23 protein-coding genes and 1 tRNA gene are annotated in these 23,325 nt (G+C 65.8%); 15 read left to right on the forward strand and 9 right to left on the reverse strand.

The window, feature by feature from the left end; genetic code table 11:
• Positions 1-109 precede the first annotated feature (109 nt).
• From C8J45_RS19275 to C8J45_RS13370, 3 genes are all read left to right on the forward strand, one after another.
• The gene (locus C8J45_RS19275; protein WP_164913371.1) at positions 110-274 is read left to right on the forward strand and encodes a hypothetical protein; all 165 of its coding nucleotides are present in this window, start codon (positions 110-112) and stop codon (positions 272-274) included.
• A 302-nt stretch (positions 275-576) separates the two neighbouring features.
• Entirely contained in the window at positions 577-1,563 is a 987-nt protein-coding gene (locus C8J45_RS13365) for a cation diffusion facilitator family transporter (protein ID WP_107963644.1), read from the forward strand.
• A 56-nt stretch (positions 1,564-1,619) separates the two neighbouring features.
• A complete protein-coding gene (locus C8J45_RS13370; protein ID WP_107963645.1) occupies positions 1,620-2,267 on the forward strand; it encodes a hypothetical protein in 648 nt (215 codons plus the stop codon).
• On the opposite strand, the gene C8J45_RS13375 is transcribed toward C8J45_RS13370, so the two are convergent.
• A complete protein-coding gene (locus C8J45_RS13375; protein WP_258191448.1) occupies positions 2,264-2,908 on the reverse strand; it encodes a DUF4893 domain-containing protein in 645 nt (214 codons plus the stop codon). The genes C8J45_RS13370 and C8J45_RS13375 overlap by 4 nt on opposite strands.
• 67 nt (positions 2,909-2,975) lie before the next feature.
• Positions 2,976-3,761, reverse strand: a complete 786-nt coding sequence (locus tag C8J45_RS13380) for a 3-hydroxybutyrate dehydrogenase (RefSeq protein WP_107963647.1) — start codon at positions 3,759-3,761, stop codon at positions 2,976-2,978.
• Positions 3,762-3,861: 100 nt separating this feature from the next.
• Here C8J45_RS13380 and C8J45_RS13385 point away from each other — a divergent pair, with 100 nt between their 5' ends.
• Positions 3,862-4,779: a neutral zinc metallopeptidase gene (locus C8J45_RS13385; RefSeq protein WP_107963648.1), complete on the forward strand. Its 918-nt coding sequence runs from the start codon at positions 3,862-3,864 to the stop codon at positions 4,777-4,779.
• A gap of 164 nt (positions 4,780-4,943) precedes the next feature.
• On the opposite strand, the gene C8J45_RS13390 is transcribed toward C8J45_RS13385, so the two are convergent.
• From C8J45_RS13390 to C8J45_RS13400, 3 genes are read right to left on the reverse strand one after another with little or no spacing between them, the layout of a single operon-like run.
• Positions 4,944-5,225, reverse strand: a complete 282-nt coding sequence (locus C8J45_RS13390; RefSeq protein WP_107963649.1) for a DUF427 domain-containing protein — start codon at positions 5,223-5,225, stop codon at positions 4,944-4,946.
• An 11-nt stretch (positions 5,226-5,236) separates the two neighbouring features.
• Positions 5,237-5,593, reverse strand: coding sequence for an ArsC family reductase (locus C8J45_RS13395; RefSeq protein WP_107963650.1), 357 nt, complete (start codon positions 5,591-5,593; stop codon positions 5,237-5,239).
• A gap of 47 nt (positions 5,594-5,640) precedes the next feature.
• The gene (locus tag C8J45_RS13400) at positions 5,641-5,925 is read right to left on the reverse strand and encodes a hypothetical protein (protein WP_107963651.1); all 285 of its coding nucleotides are present in this window, start codon (positions 5,923-5,925) and stop codon (positions 5,641-5,643) included.
• Between the two features lie 188 nt (positions 5,926-6,113).
• Between C8J45_RS13400 and C8J45_RS13405 the strand changes: the two genes are divergently transcribed.
• The 4 genes from C8J45_RS13405 to C8J45_RS13420 are packed head-to-tail and all read left to right on the forward strand — an operon-like array spanning position 6,114 to position 10,896.
• Positions 6,114-8,159 carry an NAD(+) synthase gene (locus C8J45_RS13405; protein WP_107963652.1) on the forward strand — a complete coding sequence of 682 codons (2,046 nt, stop codon included), beginning with the start codon at positions 6,114-6,116 and terminating at the stop codon, positions 8,157-8,159.
• 54 nt (positions 8,160-8,213) lie between these two features.
• Positions 8,214-9,071, forward strand: a complete 858-nt coding sequence (locus C8J45_RS13410) for a CDP-alcohol phosphatidyltransferase family protein (protein ID WP_107963653.1) — start codon at positions 8,214-8,216, stop codon at positions 9,069-9,071.
• A gap of 15 nt (positions 9,072-9,086) precedes the next feature.
• Positions 9,087-10,178 carry an inositol-3-phosphate synthase gene (locus tag C8J45_RS13415; RefSeq protein WP_056050788.1) on the forward strand — a complete coding sequence of 364 codons (1,092 nt, stop codon included), beginning with the start codon at positions 9,087-9,089 and terminating at the stop codon, positions 10,176-10,178.
• Position 10,179: 1 nt separating this feature from the next.
• Positions 10,180-10,896 carry an NTP transferase domain-containing protein gene (locus C8J45_RS13420; RefSeq protein ID WP_107963654.1) on the forward strand — a complete coding sequence of 239 codons (717 nt, stop codon included), beginning with the start codon at positions 10,180-10,182 and terminating at the stop codon, positions 10,894-10,896.
• 88 nt (positions 10,897-10,984) lie between these two features.
• Here the strand turns inward: C8J45_RS13420 and C8J45_RS13425 are convergent, their stop codons facing one another.
• The 3 genes from C8J45_RS13425 to ettA are packed head-to-tail and all read right to left on the reverse strand — an operon-like array spanning position 10,985 to position 14,407.
• A complete protein-coding gene (locus tag C8J45_RS13425) occupies positions 10,985-12,178 on the reverse strand; it encodes a sensor histidine kinase (protein ID WP_107963655.1) in 1,194 nt (397 codons plus the stop codon).
• Positions 12,179-12,180: 2 nt separating this feature from the next.
• Complete coding sequence (locus C8J45_RS13430; protein ID WP_107963656.1) at positions 12,181-12,723, reverse strand: hypothetical protein; 543 nt, start codon at positions 12,721-12,723, stop codon at positions 12,181-12,183.
• A gap of 4 nt (positions 12,724-12,727) precedes the next feature.
• Positions 12,728-14,407: an energy-dependent translational throttle protein EttA gene (ettA, locus tag C8J45_RS13435; RefSeq protein WP_107963657.1), complete on the reverse strand. Its 1,680-nt coding sequence runs from the start codon at positions 14,405-14,407 to the stop codon at positions 12,728-12,730.
• A gap of 121 nt (positions 14,408-14,528) precedes the next feature.
• Between ettA and C8J45_RS13440 the strand changes: the two genes are divergently transcribed.
• From C8J45_RS13440 to C8J45_RS13450, 3 genes are all read left to right on the forward strand, one after another.
• Complete coding sequence (locus C8J45_RS13440; protein WP_107963658.1) at positions 14,529-15,932, forward strand: M20/M25/M40 family metallo-hydrolase; 1,404 nt, start codon at positions 14,529-14,531, stop codon at positions 15,930-15,932.
• A gap of 154 nt (positions 15,933-16,086) precedes the next feature.
• The gene (locus C8J45_RS13445; RefSeq protein ID WP_107963659.1) at positions 16,087-16,353 is read left to right on the forward strand and encodes a hypothetical protein; all 267 of its coding nucleotides are present in this window, start codon (positions 16,087-16,089) and stop codon (positions 16,351-16,353) included.
• Between the two features lie 121 nt (positions 16,354-16,474).
• Positions 16,475-16,550 (forward strand) — tRNA-Ile (locus C8J45_RS13450).
• 203 nt (positions 16,551-16,753) lie between these two features.
• On the opposite strand, the gene mutL is transcribed toward C8J45_RS13450, so the two are convergent.
• Entirely contained in the window at positions 16,754-18,559 is a 1,806-nt protein-coding gene (mutL, locus tag C8J45_RS13455) for a DNA mismatch repair endonuclease MutL (RefSeq protein ID WP_107963660.1), read from the reverse strand.
• A gap of 141 nt (positions 18,560-18,700) precedes the next feature.
• Between mutL and C8J45_RS13460 the strand changes: the two genes are divergently transcribed.
• The 4 genes from C8J45_RS13460 (at position 18,701) to mrdA (ending at position 23,319) form a co-directional block, all read left to right on the forward strand.
• On the forward strand, positions 18,701-19,744 hold the full coding sequence (locus C8J45_RS13460) for a rod shape-determining protein (RefSeq protein ID WP_055878614.1): 1,044 nt from the start codon (positions 18,701-18,703) through the stop codon (positions 19,742-19,744).
• Positions 19,745-19,850: 106 nt separating this feature from the next.
• On the forward strand, positions 19,851-20,723 hold the full coding sequence (gene mreC, locus C8J45_RS13465) for a rod shape-determining protein MreC (protein ID WP_107963661.1): 873 nt from the start codon (positions 19,851-19,853) through the stop codon (positions 20,721-20,723).
• Positions 20,720-21,250, forward strand: a complete 531-nt coding sequence (gene mreD, locus C8J45_RS13470) for a rod shape-determining protein MreD (protein WP_308811351.1) — start codon at positions 20,720-20,722, stop codon at positions 21,248-21,250. The genes mreC and mreD overlap by 4 nt, the downstream gene beginning before the upstream one ends.
• Positions 21,251-21,276: 26 nt before the next feature.
• Positions 21,277-23,319 carry a penicillin-binding protein 2 gene (gene mrdA, locus C8J45_RS13475; protein ID WP_181321225.1) on the forward strand — a complete coding sequence of 681 codons (2,043 nt, stop codon included), beginning with the start codon at positions 21,277-21,279 and terminating at the stop codon, positions 23,317-23,319.
• The last annotated feature ends 6 nt before the right edge of the window (positions 23,320-23,325 follow it).

The following is a 23,325-nucleotide window of genomic DNA, read 5'->3' on the forward strand; positions in this document are numbered from 1 at the left end:
AACGGCCTTCCAACGTGCCGGCTTCGAACGCTATTGCCTGTGCATCGCCTCTCTCGGCGCACGATCGGTGTAAAGAGAGAGACAAGACGATCATCGAAGGAGGCAAGCCATGCAGACGACCACCGAACAACCCCGCGCCCGCGCCGTCTTCTCGACCAACGATTTCGCGCTGATGAAGGAAGTGCTCGGCGAGATGATCAGCAAGACCTCGATCGACGACGAACGGCTGACGCGTATGAGTGCGCTGTACCACCGCCTCGGCCGGCTCGGCTAAACCGCTTCACACAGTTTCCTGGGGAGGAAAGGATCCCGCCGGTGGCTCGTCCACCGGCGGGTATTCCTGTTTAAAAGGACGGTGCGCTCCCGAAGCCCGTCATCCTGACGAAAGTCAGGATCCAGGGTTAACGGGCGCTGGAGCTTGTGGCTCTGGATCCTGACTTTCGTCAGGATGACGGAGCGGGGGTGGCGGGTGCGTCCGCCTACCAGGGCACCGTCGACCTCACGCCGGACTGAGCATCCTCAACCCGTTGCGAAGGCCGCCCTTTCCAACTGCACCCCCTCGTGTAGGACGACGGCATGGCCAAGACACTGACCGCTCGCATCAAGGACGACATCGTCCTCTACGGCGCCCTCGCCGCCAATCTCGGGATCGGCGTGGCAAAATTCGTCGCCGCCGGGATGACCGGATCGTCGTCGATGCTGACCGAGGGCTTCCACTCGGTGGTCGACAGCGGCAACCAGGTGCTGCTGCTCTACGGTCAGAAAAAGGCCAAGCGCCCGGCCGACGAGGCCCACCCGTTCGGCTATGGCCGCGAGCTGTATTTCTGGGCGTTCGTCGTCGCGATCCTGATCTTCGCGATCGGCGCGGGCGTGTCGATCTTCGAGGGCTGGCGGCATATCCGGCAGCCCGAACCGCTTACCAGCCCGACCATCAACTACGTCGTCCTCGCGATCTCGTTCGCGCTCGAGGGCAGCAGCTGGACGATCGCGGTGCGCGAATTCTCTAAGTCGAAGGGCGACATGGGCTGGTGGCAGGCGATTCACCGGTCGAAGGACCCCGCCGGTTTCATCGTGCTGTTCGAGGATTCCGCGGCGCTGGCAGGGCTCGTCATCGCCGGGATCGGGATCTGGGCGAGCCATGCGTTCAACGATCCGCGGATCGACGGCGCCGCCTCGATCGCGATCGGCCTGATCCTCGCGTTGGTCGCGGTGCTGCTCGCGCGCGAATCGAAGGGTTTGCTGATCGGCGAGCGCGCCGACCCGGCGGTGATCGCGACGATCCGCAAGATCGTGTCCGCGCATCCCGCGATCGTCTCGGTCAATCACGTCCGCACGATCCACACCGCGCCCGAAAGCATCTTCGCGGCGATCAGCGCGGACTTCGACGATTCGGTGACGATGGGCGACGGCGAGACGCTGATCGAGGCGCTGGAAACCGAATTGCGCGCCGCGGTGCCGACGCTCTCCTCGATCTATATCCGGCCTGAAAAACGCGAGAACGCGACGCTCGCTCAAGCCTCCGCAGCAGCCGGTGCGGATGACGGGACTACTAGGCCGAACTGATCAAAATCAGCCTCATCCCTCTGGCAAGGCTCAATATTCCTAAATAATATCGGGGGATGAGACCGCTATTTCGGCTGATAGCCTTGCTCGGCCTGTGCCTTGGATACACGCTTCCCACACAGGCCGCCGTCACGATCGCCTTCTGGAGCCATGAACTCGGCAACAGCTTTCCGCATGCGTTCGTCACCTTGCGCGGCGTACCCGATGCGGGCGGCGCGCCGGTCGATACGAATGTCGGCTTCACCGCGAAATCGCTGACGCCCGCGCTGTTGTTCGGCCCGGTCGCGGGCAGACTCGACATCGCCAGGCCGACCTACGTCGACAGCAGCGACGCGCAGTTCGCGGTGGTGATGACCGACGCGCAGTACGACGCGGTGTTGCGGCTGGTCGCGGCATGGAGCGAAGGCAAGCCCGACAGCGTCTATCGCCTATCGGATCACAACTGCGTGACGTTCGTGAAGGAGGCGGCGCGGATCGTCGGGTTGACCGGCCTCGATCAGCCGAAGCTGATGAAGAAGCCGCGATCCTATCTGAAGGCGGTCGTCGCTGCGAATGCCGGCCGGATGACCGTCCTCGATCTTCACGGCAAAGCGTATCTTGCGAGCTTGCAACCGATCGCGCCCGCGACTGCTATTACCGCAGCAGGTGCCCGGGGCATCGTCACGTCCACCGTCCCGCCGCCGGTCCCAGTCGCACCCCGCTAGGAGGCAGGGACCAGTTCGACCACGTCGAGCACCGATTCAAACCGAGGATAGGGCAGCACCACCCGCCAGCGGCGCGTGCCGATCCGCTCGATGAGGCCGGCCATGTCGCGACTGGCATCGCGGCCGTACCGCATCGGGCGCTTCTCGTCGCCCAGCTCCATCGTTCCCAGGAAGACGGCGCGCGAATCGGTGTCGGCGTAGATCGTCCCGACCGGCCGCTGCGAGCCATCGAGCTTGACGAGGCTGACGACATCGCCGTCGTCGTTCGCGTCGATCCGGCAGGCAAACGCCGTCGATGCCGCGAACGTCGGACCGATGCCGCCACGCGCACCGAGCTTGAACGTACGGCACCGATAGGCGCCCGACGGTGGCAGCGCATCGGCGAGCGAGCGGTCCGGATCGAACAACTGGGGCTCCTTCGCGATCTCGCGCGGATCGACCTCGGCGAGCGCATCGACCCAGGCGCCGCGCCATCCCCGCAATCGCCCGCGATCGGCAACGGTAGCGACCCGCCGCCAGTCCTTCTCGCGAGCATCCCTGTCGCCACCGTCATTCCGCAACGCCGGCGCCGCACAGGCCGTGCCGACGCCGCATCCGAGCATCGTCAGGCAGGCCGCTATTCTCGAAACACGCATCGCCATCGACCCAATCTGCATACCGAAGCTAAGCCTGTATCTCTGTGAACGGCAACGCTTTTCTCGCGCTCTATCAGGCCGCCGTCCAGCCGCCATCCATCGACAAATTGGCGCCGGTGATCGCCTTGGCCTCGTCGCGGCACAGGAACAGCGCGAACGCCGCGACCTGTTCGGGGGTGACGAACTCCTTGGTCGGTTGCGCGGCGAGCAGCACGTCGTTCATCACCTGGTCGCGCGTCAGCCCGCGTGCCGCCATCGTGTCGGGGATCTGGTTCTCGACCAGCGGCGTCCAGACATAGCCCGGCGAGATGCAGTTGACGGTGATGCCGTCGGTCGCGGTCTCCAGCGCGATCGTCTTGGTGAGCCCGGCGATCGCGTGCTTGGCCATCACGTAGGCGGACTTGTTCGGGCTCGCGACCAGCGAGTGCGCGGACGCGGTCGAGATGATCCGCCCCCAGCCCCTGGCGCGCATGTGCGGCACCGCGGCACGCATCATGTGCCAGGCCGAGGACAGGTTGATCGCGATGATCGCGTCGAACTTGTCGACCGGGAAGTCGGCGATCCCGGCGACATGCTGGATGCCGGCGTTGTTGACGACGATGTCGACGCTGCCGGTCTCCGCGGCGGCGCTGGCGACCATTGCGGCGATCTCGTCTGGCCTGGTCATGTCCGCCGGATCGTAGAGTGCGACCGCACCGCTGATTTGCGCCAACGCCGCCCGCTCCCGCTCGATCGCTTCCGCGTCGCCGAAGCCGTTGAGGACTACCGCGGCGCCCTCGCCGGCGAATGCCTTTGCGTAGGCGAGTCCGATTCCCGACGTGGATCCGGTGATGACCGCGGTCTTGCCCTTCAGGAACATGCACACTCCTCACGCTATCGCGCCGCAAGCAGCGCCGCCTTGCAACTCTACCGCCACCTTGCGCATTTCGTTCCCAACCAGAAACGAAAAGGGGCTTATCATGCGGCTCGACGATTACGATCCGAACATCAACGTCGAGGACCAGCGCGGGTCGGGCGGCGGAGGCGGCGGCTTTGGCGGCGGCGGTGGCGGCCTGTTGATGGGGTTGTTGCCGATGATCGGCAGCCGCTTCGGGTGCGGCGGGATCGTCGTGGTGCTGATCCTGATGGCGGTGTTCGGCGGCATGGGCGGGCTCGGCGGGCTGCTCGGTGGCGGGCAGTCGTCGGCACCGACGACGCAGAGCGGATCGCCGCGTGCCGGCACCGACACGACGTCGAGCTGCAACCTGACCCCGGAGAGCAAGGCCGCGTGCAACGCGTTCAGCTCGGCCGACAACACCTGGGAGGCGATCTTCCAGAAGAACGGCCAGCGTTTCGAGGCACCGAAGCTGGTGTTCTTCGACGGCAATGGCCGCTCGGGTTGCGGGGCCGCGCAGTCGGCGATGGGGCCGTTCTATTGCCCGACCGATCAGGGCATCTATCTCGACACGAGCTTCTTCAACGAGCTTTCGACGCGGTTCAAGGCGGAGGGCGACTTCGCGCAGGATTACGTGATCGCGCACGAGTTCGGCCATCACATCCAGAAGCTGCTCGGCACCAATGCGCAGGTTCAGCAGGCGCAGCGGCAGGCGAGCGAAACCGATGGCAACGCGCTGTCGGTGCGGCTCGAACTCCAGGCGGATTGCTATGCCGGCGTCTGGGCCGCTGCCAACCGGTCGCGGCTCGAACCCGGCGATATCCAGGAGGGCATGACGGCTGCACAGGCGATCGGCGACGATACGTTGCAGAAGCAGTCGCAGGGCCGCGTCGTGCCGGACAGCTTCACGCACGGCACATCGGCACAGCGCCAGTCGTGGTTGAAGCGCGGGCTGGAGAGCGGCGATCCGCAGCAGTGCGACACGTTCTCGGGCGCGATCTGAGCTGACACCGTCTCCACTACCCGTCATCCCCGCGCAGGCGGGGATCCATATCCTCTAGCGTCGATGATCCGTCGCTACGCTAGCCAGTATGGATCCCCGTCTGCGCGGGGATGACGGGATTGGCGGATGGTCAAGTTCAAGCGCTAGCTAACGAATGGATCGCATCAAGTGACCGTCACGCCCTTCCAGAACGCATAGCGATCCTTGATCTCGGCCGCCGCCGACTTGGGATCGGGATAATACCAGACCGCATCGACATTGCGTTTCCCGTCGACGACCAGAGTCTTGTAACTCGCCACACCCTTCCACGGGCAGCTCGAGTCAGTCGCGCTATCTTCCAGCAACGCCGGATCGACACTGTCGGCGGGAAAATACTGATTGCCCTCAACGACGACGGTGTCGTCCGATCGAGCGATCTCGTGACCATTCCAACTTGCAACCGGCATGCTGATCTCCTTCAGGCGCGCCCCAGCCCCGCCGCCTCATACGCCTCGGGCTTGAACCCGACCAGAAGCGTCTCGCCGGTATCGAGCACCGGCCGCTTGATCATCGACGGTTGCGCCAGCATCAGCGCGGTGGCCTTCGCCGCATCCAGGTCCGTGCGATCCGCTTCGGGCAGCTTCCGGAACGTCGTCCCCGCACGGTTGACCAACACCTCCCAGCCGACTCGACCGATCCAGTCGTCGAGGTGCGCCGCGTCGATACCTGCGGCCTTGTAGTCGTGGAACGCGTACGCGACGTCGTGCGCATCGAGCCAACTCCGCGCCTTCTTGATCGTGTCGCAATTCTTGATGCCGAACATCGTGGTCGTCAAAATCGTCTCCGTGTCGCTGGATGGCTAGTCGCGCTAGCGGCTCGATCTCATATCGGGCCATCCTGTTTCCTTCCACCGGCATTGCGCCGCGAAGTCGCTCGGAGGCGACCGAAGAGTGCGGACAGCATGACCGCAGGAACGGCCAGGATGGCGAGAAACGCGACGCCGACGATCAGCAGCCCGCCAAATCCCGTATTCACCCCCATCACGGGCAGCTGCGCGACCGTGACGATCGCTCCGGCCGACCATCCCCGCCTGCCAAACCCAAAGCCGCCGACGGCCGACAGAAGCAGCGAACCGGGGGTACCAGATCGACCAATAGCCAGCCGCATCCCAAGGTTCCTTCGCGCCGGAGACATGGCTTACGAACAGCCAGTACAGCACGCCGACGACCGCGAGGACGAACACCTGAACCATGCGGAGTTTCATGCTCGCAGCCTCTCACAGGATCGCGCGTCATGCCACCGCCGACGGGATCAAGCAGGTGGCGTGACGCAGCGCGGGCGTTTATCGGTGCGCCATGACGCATCCATTCTACGCGATCCATAGTCACGGGCTGATCCGGGTTGCCGCCGCGACGCCGCGGGCTTCGGTGGGGGATACCGGCGCCAATGCCGAGGCTACGATCGCCTTGGCGCGCGAGGCAGATGCGAAGGGCGTCGACCTCGTCGTCTTCCCGGAGCTGAACCTCACCTCCTACGCAATCGACGATCTGCATCTCCAGACCGCGCAGCAACGCGCGACGTTGGCGGCGATCGCGACGGTGGTCGAGGCGAGTGCGACCTTGCGGCCGGTGCTGCTGGTCGGCGCGGCGCTGGTGCGGAACGGGCGGCTGTATAATTGCGCGCTGGCGATCGCACGCGGGCGCGTGCTCGGCGTGGTCCCGAAGACGTTCCTGCCGAATTACCGAGAGTTCTACGAGAAGCGGTGGTTCGCGAGTGGCGTAGGGATGACCGGACTGACGATCGACCTAAACGGCGAGGACGTGCCGTTCGGGACCGATCTGATCTTCGCCGCGCGCGACCTGCCCGGCTTCGTGTTCCATGCCGAGATCTGCGAGGATTACTGGGCCCCTACCCCGCCCTCGACTGCGGGGGCACTCGCGGGTGCGCTGATCTGCTGCAATTTGTCCGCGTCGAACATCGTCATCGGCAAGGCGCGCGATCGGGCAATGCTGGCGGCGGCGCAGTCGGCGCGCGCGGTCTGCGCCTATGTCTATTCCGCCGCAGGGCCGGGCGAGAGCACGACCGAGGTCGCGTGGGACGGCCAGGGATTGGTCCACGAACTCGGCGAACAGATCGCGGAGTCGGCGCGGTTCTCGACCGAGCCCGAACTGGTCGTCGCCGACGTCGATTGTGAACGGATCACGCAGGAACGGCTGCGGACCGGCACGTTCAACGATGCGGCCGTGTTCGCCGGCAATCCCGAGACACGCTTTCGACGGATCGGATTCGATCACGCGGCGGTAGTTGAGGACACTGGCCTGGAACGCGCGATCCGCCGCTTCCCGTTCGTCCCCAACGACCCGACGCGGCGCGATGACGATTGCTACGAGGCGTTCAACATCCAGGTGGAGGCACTGTCGAAGCGCCTCGTCGCCGCGCATGCCGAGACGATCGTGATCGGCGTCTCCGGCGGGCTCGACTCGACGCACGCGCTGATCGTCGCGGCGAAGGCGATGGACCGCCTCGGCCGCCCTCGCAGCGCGATCCTCGGCTTCACCATGCCCGGCTTCGCGACCGGCGAAGGGACCAAGGCGAACGCGTGGGCGCTGATGCGCGCGCTCGGCATCACGGCCGAAGAAATCGACATCCGCCCCGCCGCCACGCGCATGCTCGAAGACATCGGCCACCCCTTCAGCGAAGGCGAACCGGCCTACGACATCACCTTCGAGAACGTGCAGGCAGGCCTGCGCACCGATTACCTCTTCCGCCTCGCCAATCAGCGGCGTGGGATCGTGCTCGGCACCGGCGATCTCAGCGAGATGGCGCTCGGCTGGTGCACCTACGGCGTCGGCGACCAGATGAGCCATTACGCGGTGAACTGCGGCGTGCCCAAGACGCTGATCCAGTTCCTGATCCGCTGGTGTATCCGCACCGACCAGTATGACGCGGCGACCGACGCGATCCTGTCGACGATCCTCGCGCAGGAGATCTCGCCGGAACTCGTGCCGGCGGGCGCGGACGGCGCGTTGCAGAGTACCGAGTCGATGATCGGGCCGTACGCGCTGAACGATTTCTTCGCGCACTACGTGATCCGCTACGGGCTCGCGCCATCGAAGATCGCGTTCCTCGCCTGGCATGCGTGGCGCGATGCGAGCGTCGGCGCGTGGCCGGAGGACCTGCCGGCGGACGCGCGCGTCGCCTACGACCTGCCGACGATCCGCCACTGGCTGGAGAAATTTCTCTTCCGCTTCTTCACGACCAGTCAGTTCAAGCGGTCGGCGATGCCCAATGGCCCCAAGGTCTCGGCTGGCGGTGCGCTGTCGCCGCGGGGCGACTGGCGGGCCCCGTCCGACGGTATCGCAACGGCTTGGATCGAAGAATTGCGGTCAAGCGTTCCGTAGGGTTAGTCGTGCCACCTTGCATAAATGGCCTGCGCGGCGCATTATGAAAATCCTATGACAGTGGCTCCACCGGATGGATCGCGCGATCGCCGGATCGAGATCCCATCCAATCTTTGGCTGATTCACCCGGCGGGCCGCGCGTTGCTTCCGCTTGCGCTGTCGCGCGGGATCTCAGCGAATTCGGTGTCGGTAGCAGGGCTTTGCCTCGGCGGCGCGGCCGCGCTCGCATACACGCAATGGGGAAACTGGGCGCTCGCGCTGGTCGGCCTAGTGCTGTCGATGGGGTGGCTGATCGCCGACGGACTCGATGGCATGGTGGCACGCGCGACCAAGACCGCGAGCCCGCTCGGCCGCATGCTCGACGGGTTGTGCGATCACGGCGTCTTCGCACTGATCTACGTCTCGCTCGCGCTGACGATCGACACGCCCGAGGCCTGGATACTCGCTTTTGCCGCCGGTGGCGCACACGCCGTCCAGTCGAACATGTACGAGGGCGAGCGTTCGCGCTTCCATCGTCGCATCAAGGGCGTGGCGCTCGAAGCGCCCCCCGTGCCGACCGGCAACGCGCTCGTCCGCTTCTACGACGGCATCGCCGGCAGTATCGACCGGATCGCCATGCCGTTCGAGCGCACGCTGGGCCAGTCGACCGATCCGGTCGCACTTGGCGCCCTGTACGGTGCCCGCGCCGTCGCGCCTTTGCGCTTCATGGCCTTGCTTACCGCGAATGTCCGGGTATGGGCGATCTTCGTCGCCTGCTTCGCGGGCAATCCACGCATCTTCTGGTGGTTCGAGATCGTCCCTCTGACGCTCGTGGCCATCGTCGGGCTCGTCTGGCACCGTCGTGTCGAACGCGCTTTCGTCCGTAGCACAATGTCGCGACCGAAGACCGCGTCGCGCATGCATCTTTCGTAAGGAACAGGGTCAGTAATGAATAGCATTCGGATCGCCGTGGTCGGCATCGGCAACTGCGCGAGCTCGCTCGTCCAGGGCCTCGAGCATTATCGCGAGGGGGCAAACGACCAGGTTGGCCTGATGCATTTCGACATGGGCGGCTACAAGCCGAGCGACATCAAGGTCGTCGCGGCCTGGGACGTCGATCGTCGCAAGGTCGGCAAGGACGTCGCCGAGGCGATCTTCGCCAAGCCCAACTGCACCGCGGTGTTCGCACCCAATGTCGGCAACACCGGCACGATCGTAAAGATGGGCAAGAAGCTGGACGGCGTCGCCGACCACATGGCCGACTTCAAGGACGACCGTACGTTCCTCGTCTCGGATGCCGCCGAGCCGACCCGTGAAGAGGTCATCGCCGAGCTGAAGGCATCGGGCGCCGACGTTCTCATGAACTACCTGCCGGTCGGTTCGCAGGAAGCGACCGAGTTCTACGCCGAATGCGCGATCGAAGCGGGCGTGGCGTTCGTCAACAACATCCCCGTCTTCATCGCTTCCAACCCGGTCTGGGCGAAGAAGTTCGAAGACGCGGGCGTCGCGATCATCGGTGACGACATCAAGGCGCAGCTCGGCGCGACGATCGTCCACCGCGTGCTGACCGACCTGTTCGCCAAGCGCGGCGTGAAGCTGGATCGCACCTACCAGCTCAACACCGGCGGCAACACCGACTTCCTCAATATGTCGAACCATCGCCGTCTCGAGTCGAAGAAGATCTCGAAGACCGAAGCGGTGCAGTCGGTTGCGGCCGAGCGCATGGACGACGACAACGTCCATATCGGCCCGTCGGACTATGTGCCCTGGCAGAACGACAACAAGGTTTGCTTCCTGCGCATGGAAGGCCAGCTGTTCGGCGGCGTGCCGATGAACATCGAGCTGCGTCTCTCGGTCGAGGACAGCCCCAACTCGGCGGGTGTCGCGATCGACATGATCCGTTGCGCCAAGATCGCCAAGGATCGCGGCATCGCCGGCGTGATCGACCCTGCATCGGCGTATTTCTGCAAGCACCCGCGCACGCAGATGACCGACGATCTCGCGCAGATCGAAGTCGAGCGGTTCATCAAGGCCGCCTGAGATGATCGACACGGCTGTCATCCTCGCCGCCGGGGAAGGCAGCCGCCTTCGCACCTCCGCCCCGTACAAGCCGCTCTGCGCGGTCGCGGGGCGGCCGTTGATTGCTCACGCGCTTGAGGGGCTGGCCGAGGCGGGCTTTGCGCGCGCGATCGTGACGGTCAGCTACGGGCGTGAGGCGATCGAAGCGTATCTCGCGAGCCGGCGCTGGCCGCTGGCGGTCGAGACAGTTCTTGCGGACCACCGCGAACCCAACGGCGTTTCGGTCCTGGCAGCGCGCGATGCGCTGGCGGGCAGCGACGCGATCCTCGCGATGTGCGACCACCTCGTCAGCCCCGAACTTTACGCCCGCATGGCTAAGGCTGGCGCTGGCGGAGGTTTGCGGCTCGGCATCGACCGGCGCATCGGCCATGACTGGGTCGACCCGGAGGACGTCACCTGCGTCGCGACCGAAGGCGACCGCATCGTTGCGATCGGCAAGGGCCTCGAACCGCATGACTGCTACGACACCGGCGTCTTCGCGATCGGCCCTGCGCTGTCGGACGCGCTGGCGACATTGGCGAGCCCGTCGCTCACCGAAGGCGTCCGGCTGCTGGCTGCGCAAGGTCTCGCCCGGATCGTGGATTGCAGCGACATCGACTGGATCGACGTCGACGACGCCCCCGCGCTGGCGAAGGCCGAGGCTTGGATGGCGATCAAGGCGGATGACGTAGCGGCGTAAGCCACCGTTCTCCTGCGAACGCAGGAGCCCAGAATACCAAACGAAACGCTCCCGACCCTGGACTCCTGCGTTCGCAGGAGAACAGTGGCTAGCCTGCGACCTCGACCCGCGGATCGGGCACGTCCAGCGTTGCGCACGTCCCGACCGAAGCGTTCTCGATCGTCACCGTTCCGCGCAACTGCCGCGCGAGGCTGCCGATCATCCGCATCCCGAGGCTTTTGCGCGACGCCGCCTTCAGGTCGAAGTCGGCCGGCAACCCGCCGCCCTCGTCCGACACCGTCAGCACGATCCGCCCGTCCGCGCTCCGCACCGTGACCAGGATCGCGCCGCCGTCGTCGCCATACGCGTATTTGATCGCGTTGGTGACCAGCTCGGTGACGAGCAACCCCATCGGGATCGCGACGTCCGCGCTGATCAGGATCGCCTCGATATCGCAGTCGATCCGGTGGTTGAGCGACTGCTCGCCCAGCCCCGATGCGATCCCGCAGACGAGATCGTTCAGCGCGACGATGCCGACCTGATCCCCACGCCATAGCTGGTCATGCGTCTGCGCGATCGCGGTGATCCGCGCCTGCGCGTCGCCGAGCAGCCGGCGGATCCGCGGATCGTCATCCTCCTGCATCTGGAGGTTGAGCATCGCCGAGACAAGCGCGAGGCTGTTCTTCACCCGGTGGCTCGCCTCCCGCGTGAGCAACTCCTGATGCTCCATCGCTTCGCTCAGCCGCTGCTCCGCCTGCTGCCGCTCGATCGCCACGCCGATGAGGTTCGCAAACCCCTGCATGAACGCGAAATCGGCGGGCTCAAACTGGCCCTCGTCGGGGCTGTCGACCTCCAGCACGCCAAAGCGCTTGCCCGACGTTTCGACCAGCACGTTGATCGCGCGCCGGATATTGTGCCGCGCCATAAACTCGGGCGTCCGGAAACGCTGTTCGTTCTCCAGATGGTTCGAGATCACCGGCTGCCCGGTCTCCAAAGCAAAACCTGCCGGCGACCCAAGATCGGTCCGCATCTCGGTCGACCCGACCACCCCCGGCTCCCAGCCGATGCCGGCACGCACCAGCAGCGTGTCCTGCTCGGGGCGATATTCGAGAAACTTGCAGTATTTCGACCGCATCCCCTCGCCGCACAGCTCGGTCGCGCGCTGCAACATCGGCTGCAGATCCCGCGCCCGCAAAGCCTCGATCCCGAAATCGGCGAGGATCGACTGCTGGCGAAGACGATATTCGAGTTCACCTGCGCCAGGGGGCTGATCGCCGCCGGGAGATTGTTCGATAACCGTCATACTCACTCGATGTTACTGGCAATAAGTCTCGTCACGCCTGCCGCATCCAGCAGGCTCAATCGCCCACCCTGAAATCGCGGATCATCCGTAACTTCCGCGATTGCCCATTCGGGGCTGACGATTGACGTCAACGCGGCCGCGTCGTCCTGCTCGATCTCGGCGAGTTCGAGCCCGGCGAGCGCTCCTTCGAACAGGTCAATGCCGAAGTCCGCACCCACCGGATACCGGCGTTTCCTCAACGATCGTGCCGGCAGTTTCGCCAGCAGGTGATACTCGTCCCGATCGAGATACGTCGTGACCGTCGGCCTGCTCAGTACATCGGCAACGTCGTATTTCTTGCCGATCTTCAGGACCACACGCCCCGACACGCTATCGGTCATGGCGCGCAGCCTCAGCCGCGTGCCCTCGATGTACCGGTCCTCGATCAGGATATACGGCGCGTCGGTCAGATCGGGCCGACGCGCAGGATCGACGAGAAACCGGCGCTCACGCTCGACATGCGCGTATTTGTGAGCGACCAGTTCCTCGTCGAGCCCCCGCAACATCAGGTCAGCGCGTCAGCTTCTTATAGGACAGCGCGGTAGGACGATCCGCCGCATCGCCCAGACGGCGGCGCTTGTCCTCTTCGTAGGATTCGAAATTGCCCTCGAACCATTCGACATGGCTGTTGCCCTCGAACGCCAGGATGTGCGTGGCGAGACGATCCAGGAAGAAGCGATCGTGGCTGATCACTACCGCGCACCCTGCGAAATTCTCGATCGCTTCCTCGAGCGCGCCCAAGGTCTCGACATCGAGATCGTTGGTGGGCTCGTCGAGCAGCAGCACGTTGCCGCCGCGCTTCAACATCTTGGCGATGTTGACGCGGTTGCGCTCGCCGCCCGACAGCTTGCCGACGTTCTTCTGCTGGTCCTGGCCCTTGAAGTTGAACGCCCCGACATAGGCGCGCGTCGACTGGTCGAACCCGTTGACCTTCATCGAGTCGAGGCCGTCGGAAATCTCCTCCCAGACGTTCTTCTTGTCGTCGAGATGATCGCGGCTCTGGTCGACATAGCCGAGCCGCACGGTCGAACCCTTGTCGATCGTGCCGCTGTCCGGCGTCTCCTGCCCAGTGATCAGCTTGAACAGCGTCGACTTGCCGGCGCCGTTGGGACCGATGACGCCAACGATACCGCCCGCGGGCAGCGTGAACGAGAGGTTCTCGAACAGCAGCTTGTCGCCGTAAGCCTTGGAGACGTTCTCGAGCTCGATGACCTTGCCGCCGAGACGCTCGGGCACCTGGATGACGATCTGCGCCTTGCCCGGCGAGCGGTTCTCCTGTGCGGAGACGAGGCGTTCGAAGTTGGCGATACGCGCCTTGGACTTGGTCTGGCGCGCCTTGGCACCCTGACGAATCCATTCGAGCTCGTTCTTGATCGCGGTCTGACGACCGGACTCCTCACGATCCTCCTGCTCAAGGCGCCTGGCCTTCTTCTCGAGATACGTCGAGTAATTGCCCTCATACGGGAAATACTTGCCGCGATCGAGTTCGAGCACCCAGCCAACGACGTTGTCGAGGAAATAGCGGTCATGGGTGATCATCAGCACCGCGCCCGCGTAATCCTTCAGATGATTCTCCAGCCACTGGACGCTCTCCGCATCGAGATGGTTGGTGGGCTCGTCAAGCAGAAGGATACCCGGCTTCTGGATCAGCAGGCGGGTCAGCGCGACGCGGCGTTTCTCACCACCCGACAGCTTGTCGACCGGCCAGTCGCCCGGCGGGCAGCGAAGCGCTTCCATCGCGACCTCGAGCTGGTTGTCGAGCGTCCAGCCGTCGACCGCGTCGATCTTTTCCTGGAGCGTGCCCATCTCTTCGAGCAGCGCGTCGAAGTCGGTGTCGTCCTGGGGATCGCCCATCTCGGCCGAAATCGCGTTGAAACGGTCGACCATGTCCGCAACGCCGCGCGCGCCGTCCTTGACGTTCTCCAGCACGGTCTTCGAGGCGTCGAGCTGCGGCTCCTGCTCCAGATAGCCGACCGTGACGTTCTCGCCCGGCCATGCCTCGCCGGTATAATCCTTGTCGATGCCGGCCATGATCTTGATCAGCGTCGACTTGCCCGCACCGTTGGGGCCGACGATGCCGATCTTGGCGCCATGATAGAATTGCAGGTTGATGTTCGACAGCACCGGCTTGGGCGCGCCGGGGAAGGTCTTCGTCATGTCCTTCATGACATAGGCATATTGGCCGGCCACGGGGGTCTCCGTTCGGGTGTTCGTGAGGGCGGGATTGATCTGCGCATGTAAGGGCAGGCGCGAAGGTTGGCAACGCGCGCGCTCGGACCTAACGGTGGGTCGACACCAAGGGGAATAGCCGATGACGCGTATCGCACCATTTCTGGCGGCCTGTGCCGTCATCACCGCCGTTCCCGTCGTGGCGCAGCGCGCCGCTGCGCCTGCGACCGCGGTCGACGCGAAGGTCGCCGCGCTGCGCGACAAGGCGCTGACCGACGACACCGCCTACAAGATCGTCGAGGGGATCACGACCGAGGTCGGCCCGCGGATGACCGGCACCGAGGCGGCGCCGCGGGCGCGCGCCTGGTCGGTCGCCAAGCTGAAGGCGCTCGGGTTCAAGAACGTGCGGATCGAGCCATACCGGCTGCCGGTCTGGTCGCGTGGCACGGAGAGTGGCGAGCTGATCGCCCCCTATGCGCAGAAACTGCATCTGGTCGGTCTCGGCAACTCGGGCGCGACGCCGCCGGGCGGGCTGACCCTGCCGATCGTGTACTTCCCGACGTATAACGACCTCGCGCTCGCCGCCGACGGCAGCTTGAGGGGCAAGATCGCCTTCGTGTCGAACGCGATGCAGCCGACGCAGGACGGGTCGAGCTATGGATCGCAGGGCACCGCGCGCTTCGTCGGACCGAACGTCGCCGCCAAGAAGGGCGCGGCGGCAATCGTGATCCGGTCGATCGGCACCGATCACGGCCGCGGGCCGCACGCGGGCAACACCAATTTCGAAGCGGGCGTGACGCCGATCCCTGCCGCCGCGCTGTCCGTCGCGGACGCGGAGCATGTCGAGCGGCTGGTGAAGCTCGGCAAGCCGGTGACGCTGAAGCTGGTGCTGGAAGACAAGCAGGTCGGTATCCGCGAATCGGGCAACGTCGTGGCCGAAGTCCCCGGCACCGACCCCAAGGCGGGCATCGTGCTGGTCGGTGGCCATCTCGACAGCTGGGATCTCGGCACCGGCGCGATCGACGACGGCGCGGGCATCGCGATCACCGCGGCGGCCGCCAAGATCGTCATGGACGGCGGCCAGCGCCCGCGCCGGACCATTCGCGTCGTCTGGTTCGGCGACGAGGAGAGCGGTGGCTTCGGTGGAGCCGCCTACGCCAAGGCGCACGCGGGCGAACGTCACGCCACCGCCGCCGAATCGGATTTCGGTGCCGATCGCGTCTGGCGGTTCGAAAGCAGCCTGCCCGCCGCCGCAAAATCTATCGAGGATCGCCTGGCGGTCGCACTCGCGCCGCTCGGGATCATTCGCGGGGCCGGTGCCCCGCACGGCGGCACCGATGTCGGTCCGACGATCGCCACGGGGGTTGCCGGAATCGACCTCAACCAGTCGGGGCTGCGCTACTTCGATTACCACCACACGCCCGAGGACACGCTGGATCTGATCGACCCCGAACAGCTTCGCCAGAACGTCGCGGCCTGGACCACGGTGATCGCCACGGTGGCCAATGCGCCTGAGGAAATCGGGTCAATTGTGCCCCAGAAGTGACGAATTGCATGAACCAATCTGTCATCGTTCTGCCGCAAACCTTGCGGACAGATGAATTTAGCGGATTGACCCCCCGCCGGGTGCCGCTATTTGACGTGACTTCGCGACGGCAATCGGGTCGGCCGCGAGTGAAACTATGCTTGGGAGCATTCGAATGAAGAAGATCGTTCTGATCGCTGCTGCCGCCGGCCTGATGTCCGTCGCAGCATGCAGCAAGTCGCCAGAAGCAGCCGCAGTCGAGAACAACGCGGACATGCTGGCTGACAACATGGAAATGCAGGCTGACAACATGGACGCGCTGGCGGACAACACCTCGAACGCAGTCGCTACCGACGTGCTCGAGAACGCTGCCGACAACATGAACGCAGCTGCCGACAACGTCCGTGACGCTGCCGACGAGAAGACCGACAACATGAACTAAGACCCTGTCGGGCGTTCGCGCTCGATAGAGTATTAGTGTCGGAAAGGGCGTTCCTTCGGGGGCGCCCTTTTTCTTTGTGTCTTTTGCTTTGCAGATGCTTGCGCTAACGCAGGCGCTGGTGGGGCCTGTAGCTCAACGGTTAGAGCTGGCCGCTCATAACGGCTAGGTTGCGGGTTCGATTCCTGCCGGGCCCACCAAACCTTCTCGCCGGCTGACATGGCTCTTTCGCTCGCTGCGACGTGTGGACGTGGCGATGAGCGTATCCTGCGTGAGACCCTCCGCGATCCGAGACGCGTCCCTCGCCGCATCGGCTGGATGTGACGCCAGAAGTTTCAGGATCGCGTGGCCCAACGACGCCCGCGACTCATGTCAGCAGGTGCGCGCCAGACTGGCTTGCCACCTATTTGCGGCCAAAGAGTTTTTCCACATCGGAGAGGCTGATCTTCACCCAGGTGGGGCGGCCGTGGTTGCATTGGCCCGAGTGCGGCGTGACTTCCATTTCGCGGAGGAGCGCGTTCATTTCGATGACCGACAGGATGCGACCGGCGCGGACGGAGCCGTGACAGGCCATCGTGCCGGCTACCGCGTCGAGGCGCTCCTTTAGGGAGAGCGCTTCGTCGAAGGCGGCGAGTTCGTCGGCCAGGTCTGTGACCAGGCCTTTGGGGTCGCTTTGGCCGAGCAAGGCTGGGGTGGCGCGGACGAGCATGGCGTGGGGGCCGAACCGTTCGAGGTCGAGGCCGAACTCGGACAGTTCCTCGGCACGGGATTCGAGGCGGTCGCAGGCGGATTCGTCGAGTTCGACAACTTCTGGGATAAGGAGCGCCTGGCTCGCGATGGTGCCGCCGATCAGGGCCGCGCGCATGCGTTCGAGGACGAGGCGTTCGTGGGCGGCGTGCTGGTCGACGAGGACGAGGCCGTCCTCGGCTTCGGCTACTATGTAGGTCTTCGCGACTTGGCCGCGCGCTACGCCCATCGGGAAGGCCGCGGTTTGGGGTGGGGGTGTCCAGGAGGGTTCTGCGCGCGCCTGCGGGGGTGACGCGAAGAAGGTTGGGCGAGAGTCGTTTACCGCGCCGTAGCTTCTGTTTTCGAGTGGGAGCCTTTGGGGCGTGCCCTCACCTTCCCATCCGCTTTGCGGACGGGCCCCTTCCTCTCCCCCGGAGGGAGAGGAGATGTTTTCCGGTTGCCACATCGAAAGGGCGGACTCGCTGGCGCGCTGGCTGCGGTGGCCTGCGGCGTCGAGGGCGCGGCGGAGGCCCGAGACTATGAGGCCTCTTACCATCGCCGGGTCGCGGAAGCGGACTTCGGTCTTGGCGGGGTGGACGTTGACGTCGACCTGATCGGTGGGGATGTCGAGGAACAGCGCGACGACGGCGTGGCGATCGCGCGGGAGCATCTCGGCGTAGGCGCCGCGGATCGCGCCCATCAACAGGCGGTCCTTCACGGGCCGTCCGTTGACGAAGAGATACTGGTGATCGGCGATGCCGCGATTGTAAGTGGGGAGGCTGGCGACGCCGCCCAGCACCAGACCTTCGCGCTCCAGGTCGATCGCGACCGAATTGTCGGCGAGCGCACGATCGGTGAGCGTCGCCACCCTGCCCGGCCGGTCCTCGACCTGCATCGCCGACAGCGCGCGCCGCCCGTCATGCTCCAGCGTGAAGCCGATGTCGGGCCGCGCCATCGCGAGCCGGCGGACGACGTCGAGGCACGCGGCGTATTCGGCGCGCGGGGAGCGGAGGAACTTGCGGCGGGCGGGGACGCGCGCGAACAGGTCCTCGACGACGACGCGCGTGCCGGGCGGGAGGGCTGCGGGGCCTTCGCGCTCGACGCGGCCATTGTCGACGGTCCGCGCCCAGCCTTCGGCGCCGCGGATCCGGCTTTCGATCGTCAGCCTTGCGACGCTCGCGATCGAGGGCAACGCCTCGCCGCGAAAACCGAGCGTCACGACCGATTCGATAAACTCGTCGGGCAGCTTCGAGGTCGCGTGCCGTTCGAGCGCTAAGGCCATGTCGGCGGGAGTCATCCCGCAGCCATCGTCGGCCACCTCGATCCGCGAAGTCCCGCCCTCAACGAGGAGAATCGCTATGCGTCCTGCCCCCGCGTCGATGGCGTTTTCGACTAACTCCTTCAACGCGCTGGCGGGTCTTTCCACCACTTCACCGGCGGCGATACGATTGACCAGATGCTCGGGGAGACGCCGTATTGACATGGGTTTGCGTCTAGACCAAGCGACGGCATCCCGCGACCCGCAAACGCAAGCACCCGGTGAGTTAAACACCGGCGGGCCACGCGAGATTTTTGTGCGATGGGCTGCCCGTCCGGCGGCCAAGGATTACGGGACCCTGATTGAATGGCCTTCTACTCGCGTTTCTTCAAGTTCATGTCGCACGACATGGCGATCGACCTCGGCACCGCGAACACCGTCGTCTACGTCCGTGGCCGCGGCATCGTCCTGAACGAGCCGTCGGTGGTCGCGGTCGAGACGATCAACGGCATCAAGCGCGTCAAGGCGGTCGGCGACGACGCCAAGATGATGATGGGCAAGACGCCGGGCAACATCGAGGCGATCCGGCCTTTGCGCGACGGCGTGATCGCGGACATCGACGTCGCCGAGCAGATGATCAAGTATTTCATCCAGAAGGTCCACGGTCCGCGCAAGTTCGCGCGCTGGCCCGAGATCGTGATCTGCGTGCCGTCGGGCTCCACCAAGGTCGAGCGCCGCGCGATCCGCGATGCCGCGTCGAACGCGGGCGCGTCGCAGGTGTGGCTGATCGAGGAGCCGATGGCGGCGGCGATCGGCGCGGACATGCCGGTGACCGAGCCGATCGGTTCGATGGTCGTCGACATTGGCGGCGGCACGACCGAAGTCGCGGTGCTGTCGCTGCGTGGCCTCGCCTACACCACCTCGGTACGCGTCGGCGGCGACAAGATGGACGAGGCGATCGTCTCGTATGTGCGCCGCAACCATAACCTGTTGATCGGCGAAGCGACCGCGGAGCGGATCAAGAAGGAAGTCGGGATCGCCAAGCCGCCGGTCGACGGCATCGGCATGATCATCCAGATCAAGGGCCGCGATCTCGTCAACGGCGTGCCCAAGGAGATCCAGATCAACCAAGGCCAGATCGCCGAAGCGCTGAGCGAGCCGGTCGCGACGATCGTCGAGGGCGTCCGCGTCGCGCTCGAGAACACCGCGCCGGAACTGGCCGCAGATATCGTCGACCAGGGCATCGTGCTGACCGGCGGCGGCGCGCTGCTCCAGGGGCTGGACGAGGTGTTGCGCGACGAGACCGGGCTGCCGGTGACGGTCGCCGAGGACCCGCTGACCTGCGTCGCGCTCGGCACCGGCCGCGCGCTCGAGGATCCGTTGTTCCGCGGCGTGCTGATGAGCGGCTAAGAGATTGTTTTTGCTTTAAGACACGCGGACGCGAAATCGCGTCGTCCGAGTCGCGGGGGTAGGTCCCCCTGCGCTTCGGCGGCGCCCGAGACAGGGGGACAGGCGCATGGCGCCAGCCCGCGACCGGCGCACGGGGTTTTCCCGGCGTCGGCAATATAGTGTGTTCATGGGCTATGTGCTCGCCGTCGCTGGAGCGGTGGTGGGCTTGGTGCTGCTCGTCGCGTCGATGTTCAATCCGCCCGCCTTTTCCGCGCTGCGGATGGGCGTCGCGGGGGTGACGACGCCGGTGTCGACGGGGCTCGCCACGGTCGGCTCTTCGATCTCGGGGATCCCCGATGCGATCGGCAATTACTTCTTCGTGAAGCAGGAGAACGTCGCACTCCGCGCCGATCGCGAGCGGACGCGGGCGCTGCTGATGCGCGCGCGGACGATCGCGTATGACAATCGCCGGTTGCGCAGTCTGCTCGCGATCCGCGAACGCTCGACCGCGCCGGTCGTCACCGCACGGCTGGTGAGTTCGAGTGCGTCGAGCGGGCGGCGCTATGCGCTGCTCAATGCGGGTCGCTGGAACGGCGTGCTGCCCGGCATGCCGGTGCGCGGTCCCGACGGCCTGATCGGTCGCGTGGTCGAGACCGGCCCCAACGCGGCGCGCATCCTTTTGCTGAGCGACGGCGACAGCATCGTCCCCGTGCGCCGCACACGCGACGGCATGCCTGCGATCGCGGCGGGGCGCGGCGACGGGATGATCGACATCCGCTCGGTCAACGCCACCAACGTGCGCTTCAATGCGGGCGACCTGTTCGTGACGACCGGTACCGGCGGGATCTACGCGCCGGGCGTGCCTGTCGCCCGCGTGACCAAGGCGGGGTCGGACTCGGTGATGGCGCGCGCCTTCGCCGATCCCGACACGCTCGACTTCGCGCTGGTCGAGCGGATGTTCATGCCCGTGCCCCCGCCTCGCCCGGTGACGCAGCAATGATGCCGCCCCGCCTGATGGACAGCGTCGACTACAAGCCGTTCGAGACCAAGATCCCCGCGGGTCGGTCGCGCGCGATCCCCTGGGCGACGGTCATGGCCGGGTCGCTGGTCACGATCATCCCGGTCGTCGCGACGATCCCCCTCCTCCCCCCGTTCGGGTTCGTCATGCTGCTCGCGTGGCGGCTGCTCGCGCGGTTCGCGTTCAAGCCCTGGGCCGCCGCGCCGCTCGGCTTCTTCGACGACCTAGTCAGCGGCCAGCCGCTTGGCAGCGCCGTGCTGATGTGGTCGCTCGCGTTCGTCGCGATCGACATGATCGAGCAGCGTTTAGCGTTTCGCGATTATTGGCAGGACTGGCTGATCGCCGGCGGGCTGATCGCGGCGTGCATCCTGGTCGGGCGCTTCATCGCGGTGCCGGTCGGCGCGCATGTCGACACCATCCTGATCGCGCAGATCGCGGTCACGATCCTCATGTTCCCGCTGGCGGCCCGCATCGTCGCCGCGATTCAGAACAAGCGCGGTGCCGAGTGAGGAATACACCGCGGATCGTCACCGAGATGTCGCAGGCCTACAGCTTCTCGCGCCGCGCCTGGATGCTGGGCGCGGCGCAGGGCGGCGTGGGATTGCTGCTCGCCGGGCGGATGGCATGGCTGTCGATCGCGCAGAACGAACGCTACACGCAAATGTCGGAGAGCAACCGCGTCAACATGACGCTGTTGCCGCCGCGCCGGGGCTGGATCGTCGACCGCCACGGCGTGCCGATCGCCAACAACCGCACCGATTTCCGCGTCGACATCATCCCCGACCGCCTCCGCGACAAGGACCGCGTGCTGCCGCTGCTCGGCCGCATTCTCCAGTTGCCGCCCGAGGAAGTCGAGCGGATCGCGATCGATCTCGAACATGCCGCCGGGTTCCAGCCCGTCCAGGTCGCGGAGAATCTCGACTGGGAGCGGTTCGCCGCGGTCAGCGTCCGCCTGCCCGAACTGCCCGGCGTCGCGCCCACTCGCGGCTTTGCACGCAGCTATCCGGCAGGCGCCGCGGTCGCGCATCTGACCGGCTATGTCGGCGTACCCAACGCCGAGCAGTACAAGAAGACGCGCGACCCGCTGCTCGTCACGCCCGGCTTCAAGCTCGGCAAGGACGGGCTCGAGAAGATGCTGGAGGCCGAACTGCGCGGCGTCGCCGGCGCCAAGCGCGTGGAAGTCACCGCACGCGGCAAGCTGGTCGCCGAGCTCGCCACCAAGCCCGACGTCCCCGGCAAGACCGCACGGCTGACGATCGACGCGGGGCTTCAGGAATACGCCGCGCGGCGCCTCGGCACCAACTCCGGCTCGGTGGTCGTGCTCGACACCCGCACCGGCGAGATGCTCGCGATGGTGTCGATGCCGGCCTATGATCCGAACAGCTTTTCGGATGGGATCAGCCATCTCGAATGGCAGATGCTGAGCGACGACGATCACGTGCCGCTGATGAACAAGGTCACGCAGGGGCTGTATCCGCCGGGCTCGACGGTCAAGCCGATGAACGGCCTTGCGCTGATGAATGCGGGCGTCGATCCGTCGACGCGCGTCAATTGCTCGGGAGCGATGCGGCTCGGGACCAGCGTGTTCCATTGCCACAAGAAAAGCGGCCACGGTCCGCTCGATCTCAAGAACGCGATCATGCAGAGCTGCGACATCTATTTCTACGAGATGGCGCGGCGGGTCGGCTACAATGCGATCGCGCCGATCGCGCGCACGCTCGGGCTCGGCCAGAAGTTCGACCTGCCCTTCTCGACGCAGCGCTACGGCACGGTGCCCGATCCGGCGTGGAAGCTGAAGAAGTACAAGCATGACTGGACCGTCGCGGATTCGCTGAATGCGTCGATCGGCCAGGGCTATGTGCTGGCCAACCCGTTGCAGCTCGCGGTGATGGCCGCGCGGCTCGCCTCGGGGCGCGCGTTGCAGCCGAGCATCCTTGCCAGCCATGTCCACCGCGACTCCCCTGCCCTCGCGATCGATTCCGAGCATCTCGCGCGAGTCCGCGACGCGATGTTCGGCGTGATCAACCAGGGCGGCACCGGCGGCGCGGCGAAACTGCTGATCCCCGGCGTCGCGATCGCGGGCAAGACCGGCACCGCGCAGGTCCGCCGCATCACGATGGCGGAACGGCGCTCGGGCGTGCTCAAGAACGGGCAGCTGCCGTTCAAGATGCGCGACCATGCGCTCTTCATCGGTTTCGCTCCCGCGGATAATCCGCGGTACGCACTCGCGGTCGTGCTCGAGCATAACGGCCACACGGTGCGCAATCTCGACACGCCGATGATCGGCCGTGACATCATGACCTACATGCTCGACCGCGAGCGTGCGCTGAAGTCGCTCGCCGAAGTCGAACCGACCTGGGGCGGCGATATCCGCACGCGCATGGCGGCGACCGCGGAAGCCTACCGCAAGGCACAGTCCGCGCCGCCCGCTGCGATCGCCACCAAGACCGACGCGATCGTGCCCAGCGACGCACCTGCGGTCGCCAACGCCACCGACATGGCCAACGCCACGCAGGAAGCGCTGACGGCACCGGGCGCTACGGTCGCCGAAGATGATTCAAGGGACCGCCAGCCGTGAACCGTA

This window comes from Sphingomonas sp. PP-CE-3G-477 (assembly GCF_003050745.1).
In the GTDB taxonomy this organism is placed as follows: Bacteria; Pseudomonadota; Alphaproteobacteria; order Sphingomonadales; family Sphingomonadaceae; genus Sphingomonas.

What these genes read in the sequence shown, in the direction of transcription:
- C8J45_RS13420 (WP_107963654.1), top strand. Translation starts at nt 10,180, where the DNA reads ATGATCGACACGGCTGTCATCCTCGCCGCCGGGGAAGGCAGCCGCCTT.
- C8J45_RS13400 (WP_107963651.1), bottom strand. Translation starts at nt 5,925, where the DNA reads ATGCGGCTGGCTATTGGTCGATCTGGTACCCCCGGTTCGCTGCTTCTG.
- mrdA (WP_181321225.1), top strand. Translation starts at nt 21,277, where the DNA reads ATGTCGCAGGCCTACAGCTTCTCGCGCCGCGCCTGGATGCTGGGCGCG.
- C8J45_RS13365 (WP_107963644.1), top strand. Translation starts at nt 577, where the DNA reads ATGGCCAAGACACTGACCGCTCGCATCAAGGACGACATCGTCCTCTAC.
- C8J45_RS13390 (WP_107963649.1), bottom strand. Translation starts at nt 5,225, where the DNA reads ATGCCGGTTGCAAGTTGGAATGGTCACGAGATCGCTCGATCGGACGAC.
- C8J45_RS13375 (WP_258191448.1), bottom strand. Translation starts at nt 2,908, where the DNA reads ATGGCGATGCGTGTTTCGAGAATAGCGGCCTGCCTGACGATGCTCGGA.
- C8J45_RS13415 (WP_056050788.1), top strand. Translation starts at nt 9,087, where the DNA reads ATGAATAGCATTCGGATCGCCGTGGTCGGCATCGGCAACTGCGCGAGC.
- mreC (WP_107963661.1), top strand. Translation starts at nt 19,851, where the DNA reads ATGGCGCCAGCCCGCGACCGGCGCACGGGGTTTTCCCGGCGTCGGCAA.
- C8J45_RS13440 (WP_107963658.1), top strand. Translation starts at nt 14,529, where the DNA reads ATGACGCGTATCGCACCATTTCTGGCGGCCTGTGCCGTCATCACCGCC.
- C8J45_RS13445 (WP_107963659.1), top strand. Translation starts at nt 16,087, where the DNA reads ATGAAGAAGATCGTTCTGATCGCTGCTGCCGCCGGCCTGATGTCCGTC.
- C8J45_RS13385 (WP_107963648.1), top strand. Translation starts at nt 3,862, where the DNA reads ATGCGGCTCGACGATTACGATCCGAACATCAACGTCGAGGACCAGCGC.
- mutL (WP_107963660.1), bottom strand. Translation starts at nt 18,559, where the DNA reads ATGTCAATACGGCGTCTCCCCGAGCATCTGGTCAATCGTATCGCCGCC.
- mreD (WP_308811351.1), top strand. Translation starts at nt 20,720, where the DNA reads ATGATGCCGCCCCGCCTGATGGACAGCGTCGACTACAAGCCGTTCGAG.
- C8J45_RS19275 (WP_164913371.1), top strand. Translation starts at nt 110, where the DNA reads ATGCAGACGACCACCGAACAACCCCGCGCCCGCGCCGTCTTCTCGACC.
- C8J45_RS13405 (WP_107963652.1), top strand. Translation starts at nt 6,114, where the DNA reads ATGACGCATCCATTCTACGCGATCCATAGTCACGGGCTGATCCGGGTT.
- C8J45_RS13460 (WP_055878614.1), top strand. Translation starts at nt 18,701, where the DNA reads ATGGCCTTCTACTCGCGTTTCTTCAAGTTCATGTCGCACGACATGGCG.
- C8J45_RS13430 (WP_107963656.1), bottom strand. Translation starts at nt 12,723, where the DNA reads ATGTTGCGGGGGCTCGACGAGGAACTGGTCGCTCACAAATACGCGCAT.
- C8J45_RS13410 (WP_107963653.1), top strand. Translation starts at nt 8,214, where the DNA reads ATGACAGTGGCTCCACCGGATGGATCGCGCGATCGCCGGATCGAGATC.
- C8J45_RS13370 (WP_107963645.1), top strand. Translation starts at nt 1,620, where the DNA reads ATGAGACCGCTATTTCGGCTGATAGCCTTGCTCGGCCTGTGCCTTGGA.
- C8J45_RS13380 (WP_107963647.1), bottom strand. Translation starts at nt 3,761, where the DNA reads ATGTTCCTGAAGGGCAAGACCGCGGTCATCACCGGATCCACGTCGGGA.
- C8J45_RS13425 (WP_107963655.1), bottom strand. Translation starts at nt 12,178, where the DNA reads ATGACGGTTATCGAACAATCTCCCGGCGGCGATCAGCCCCCTGGCGCA.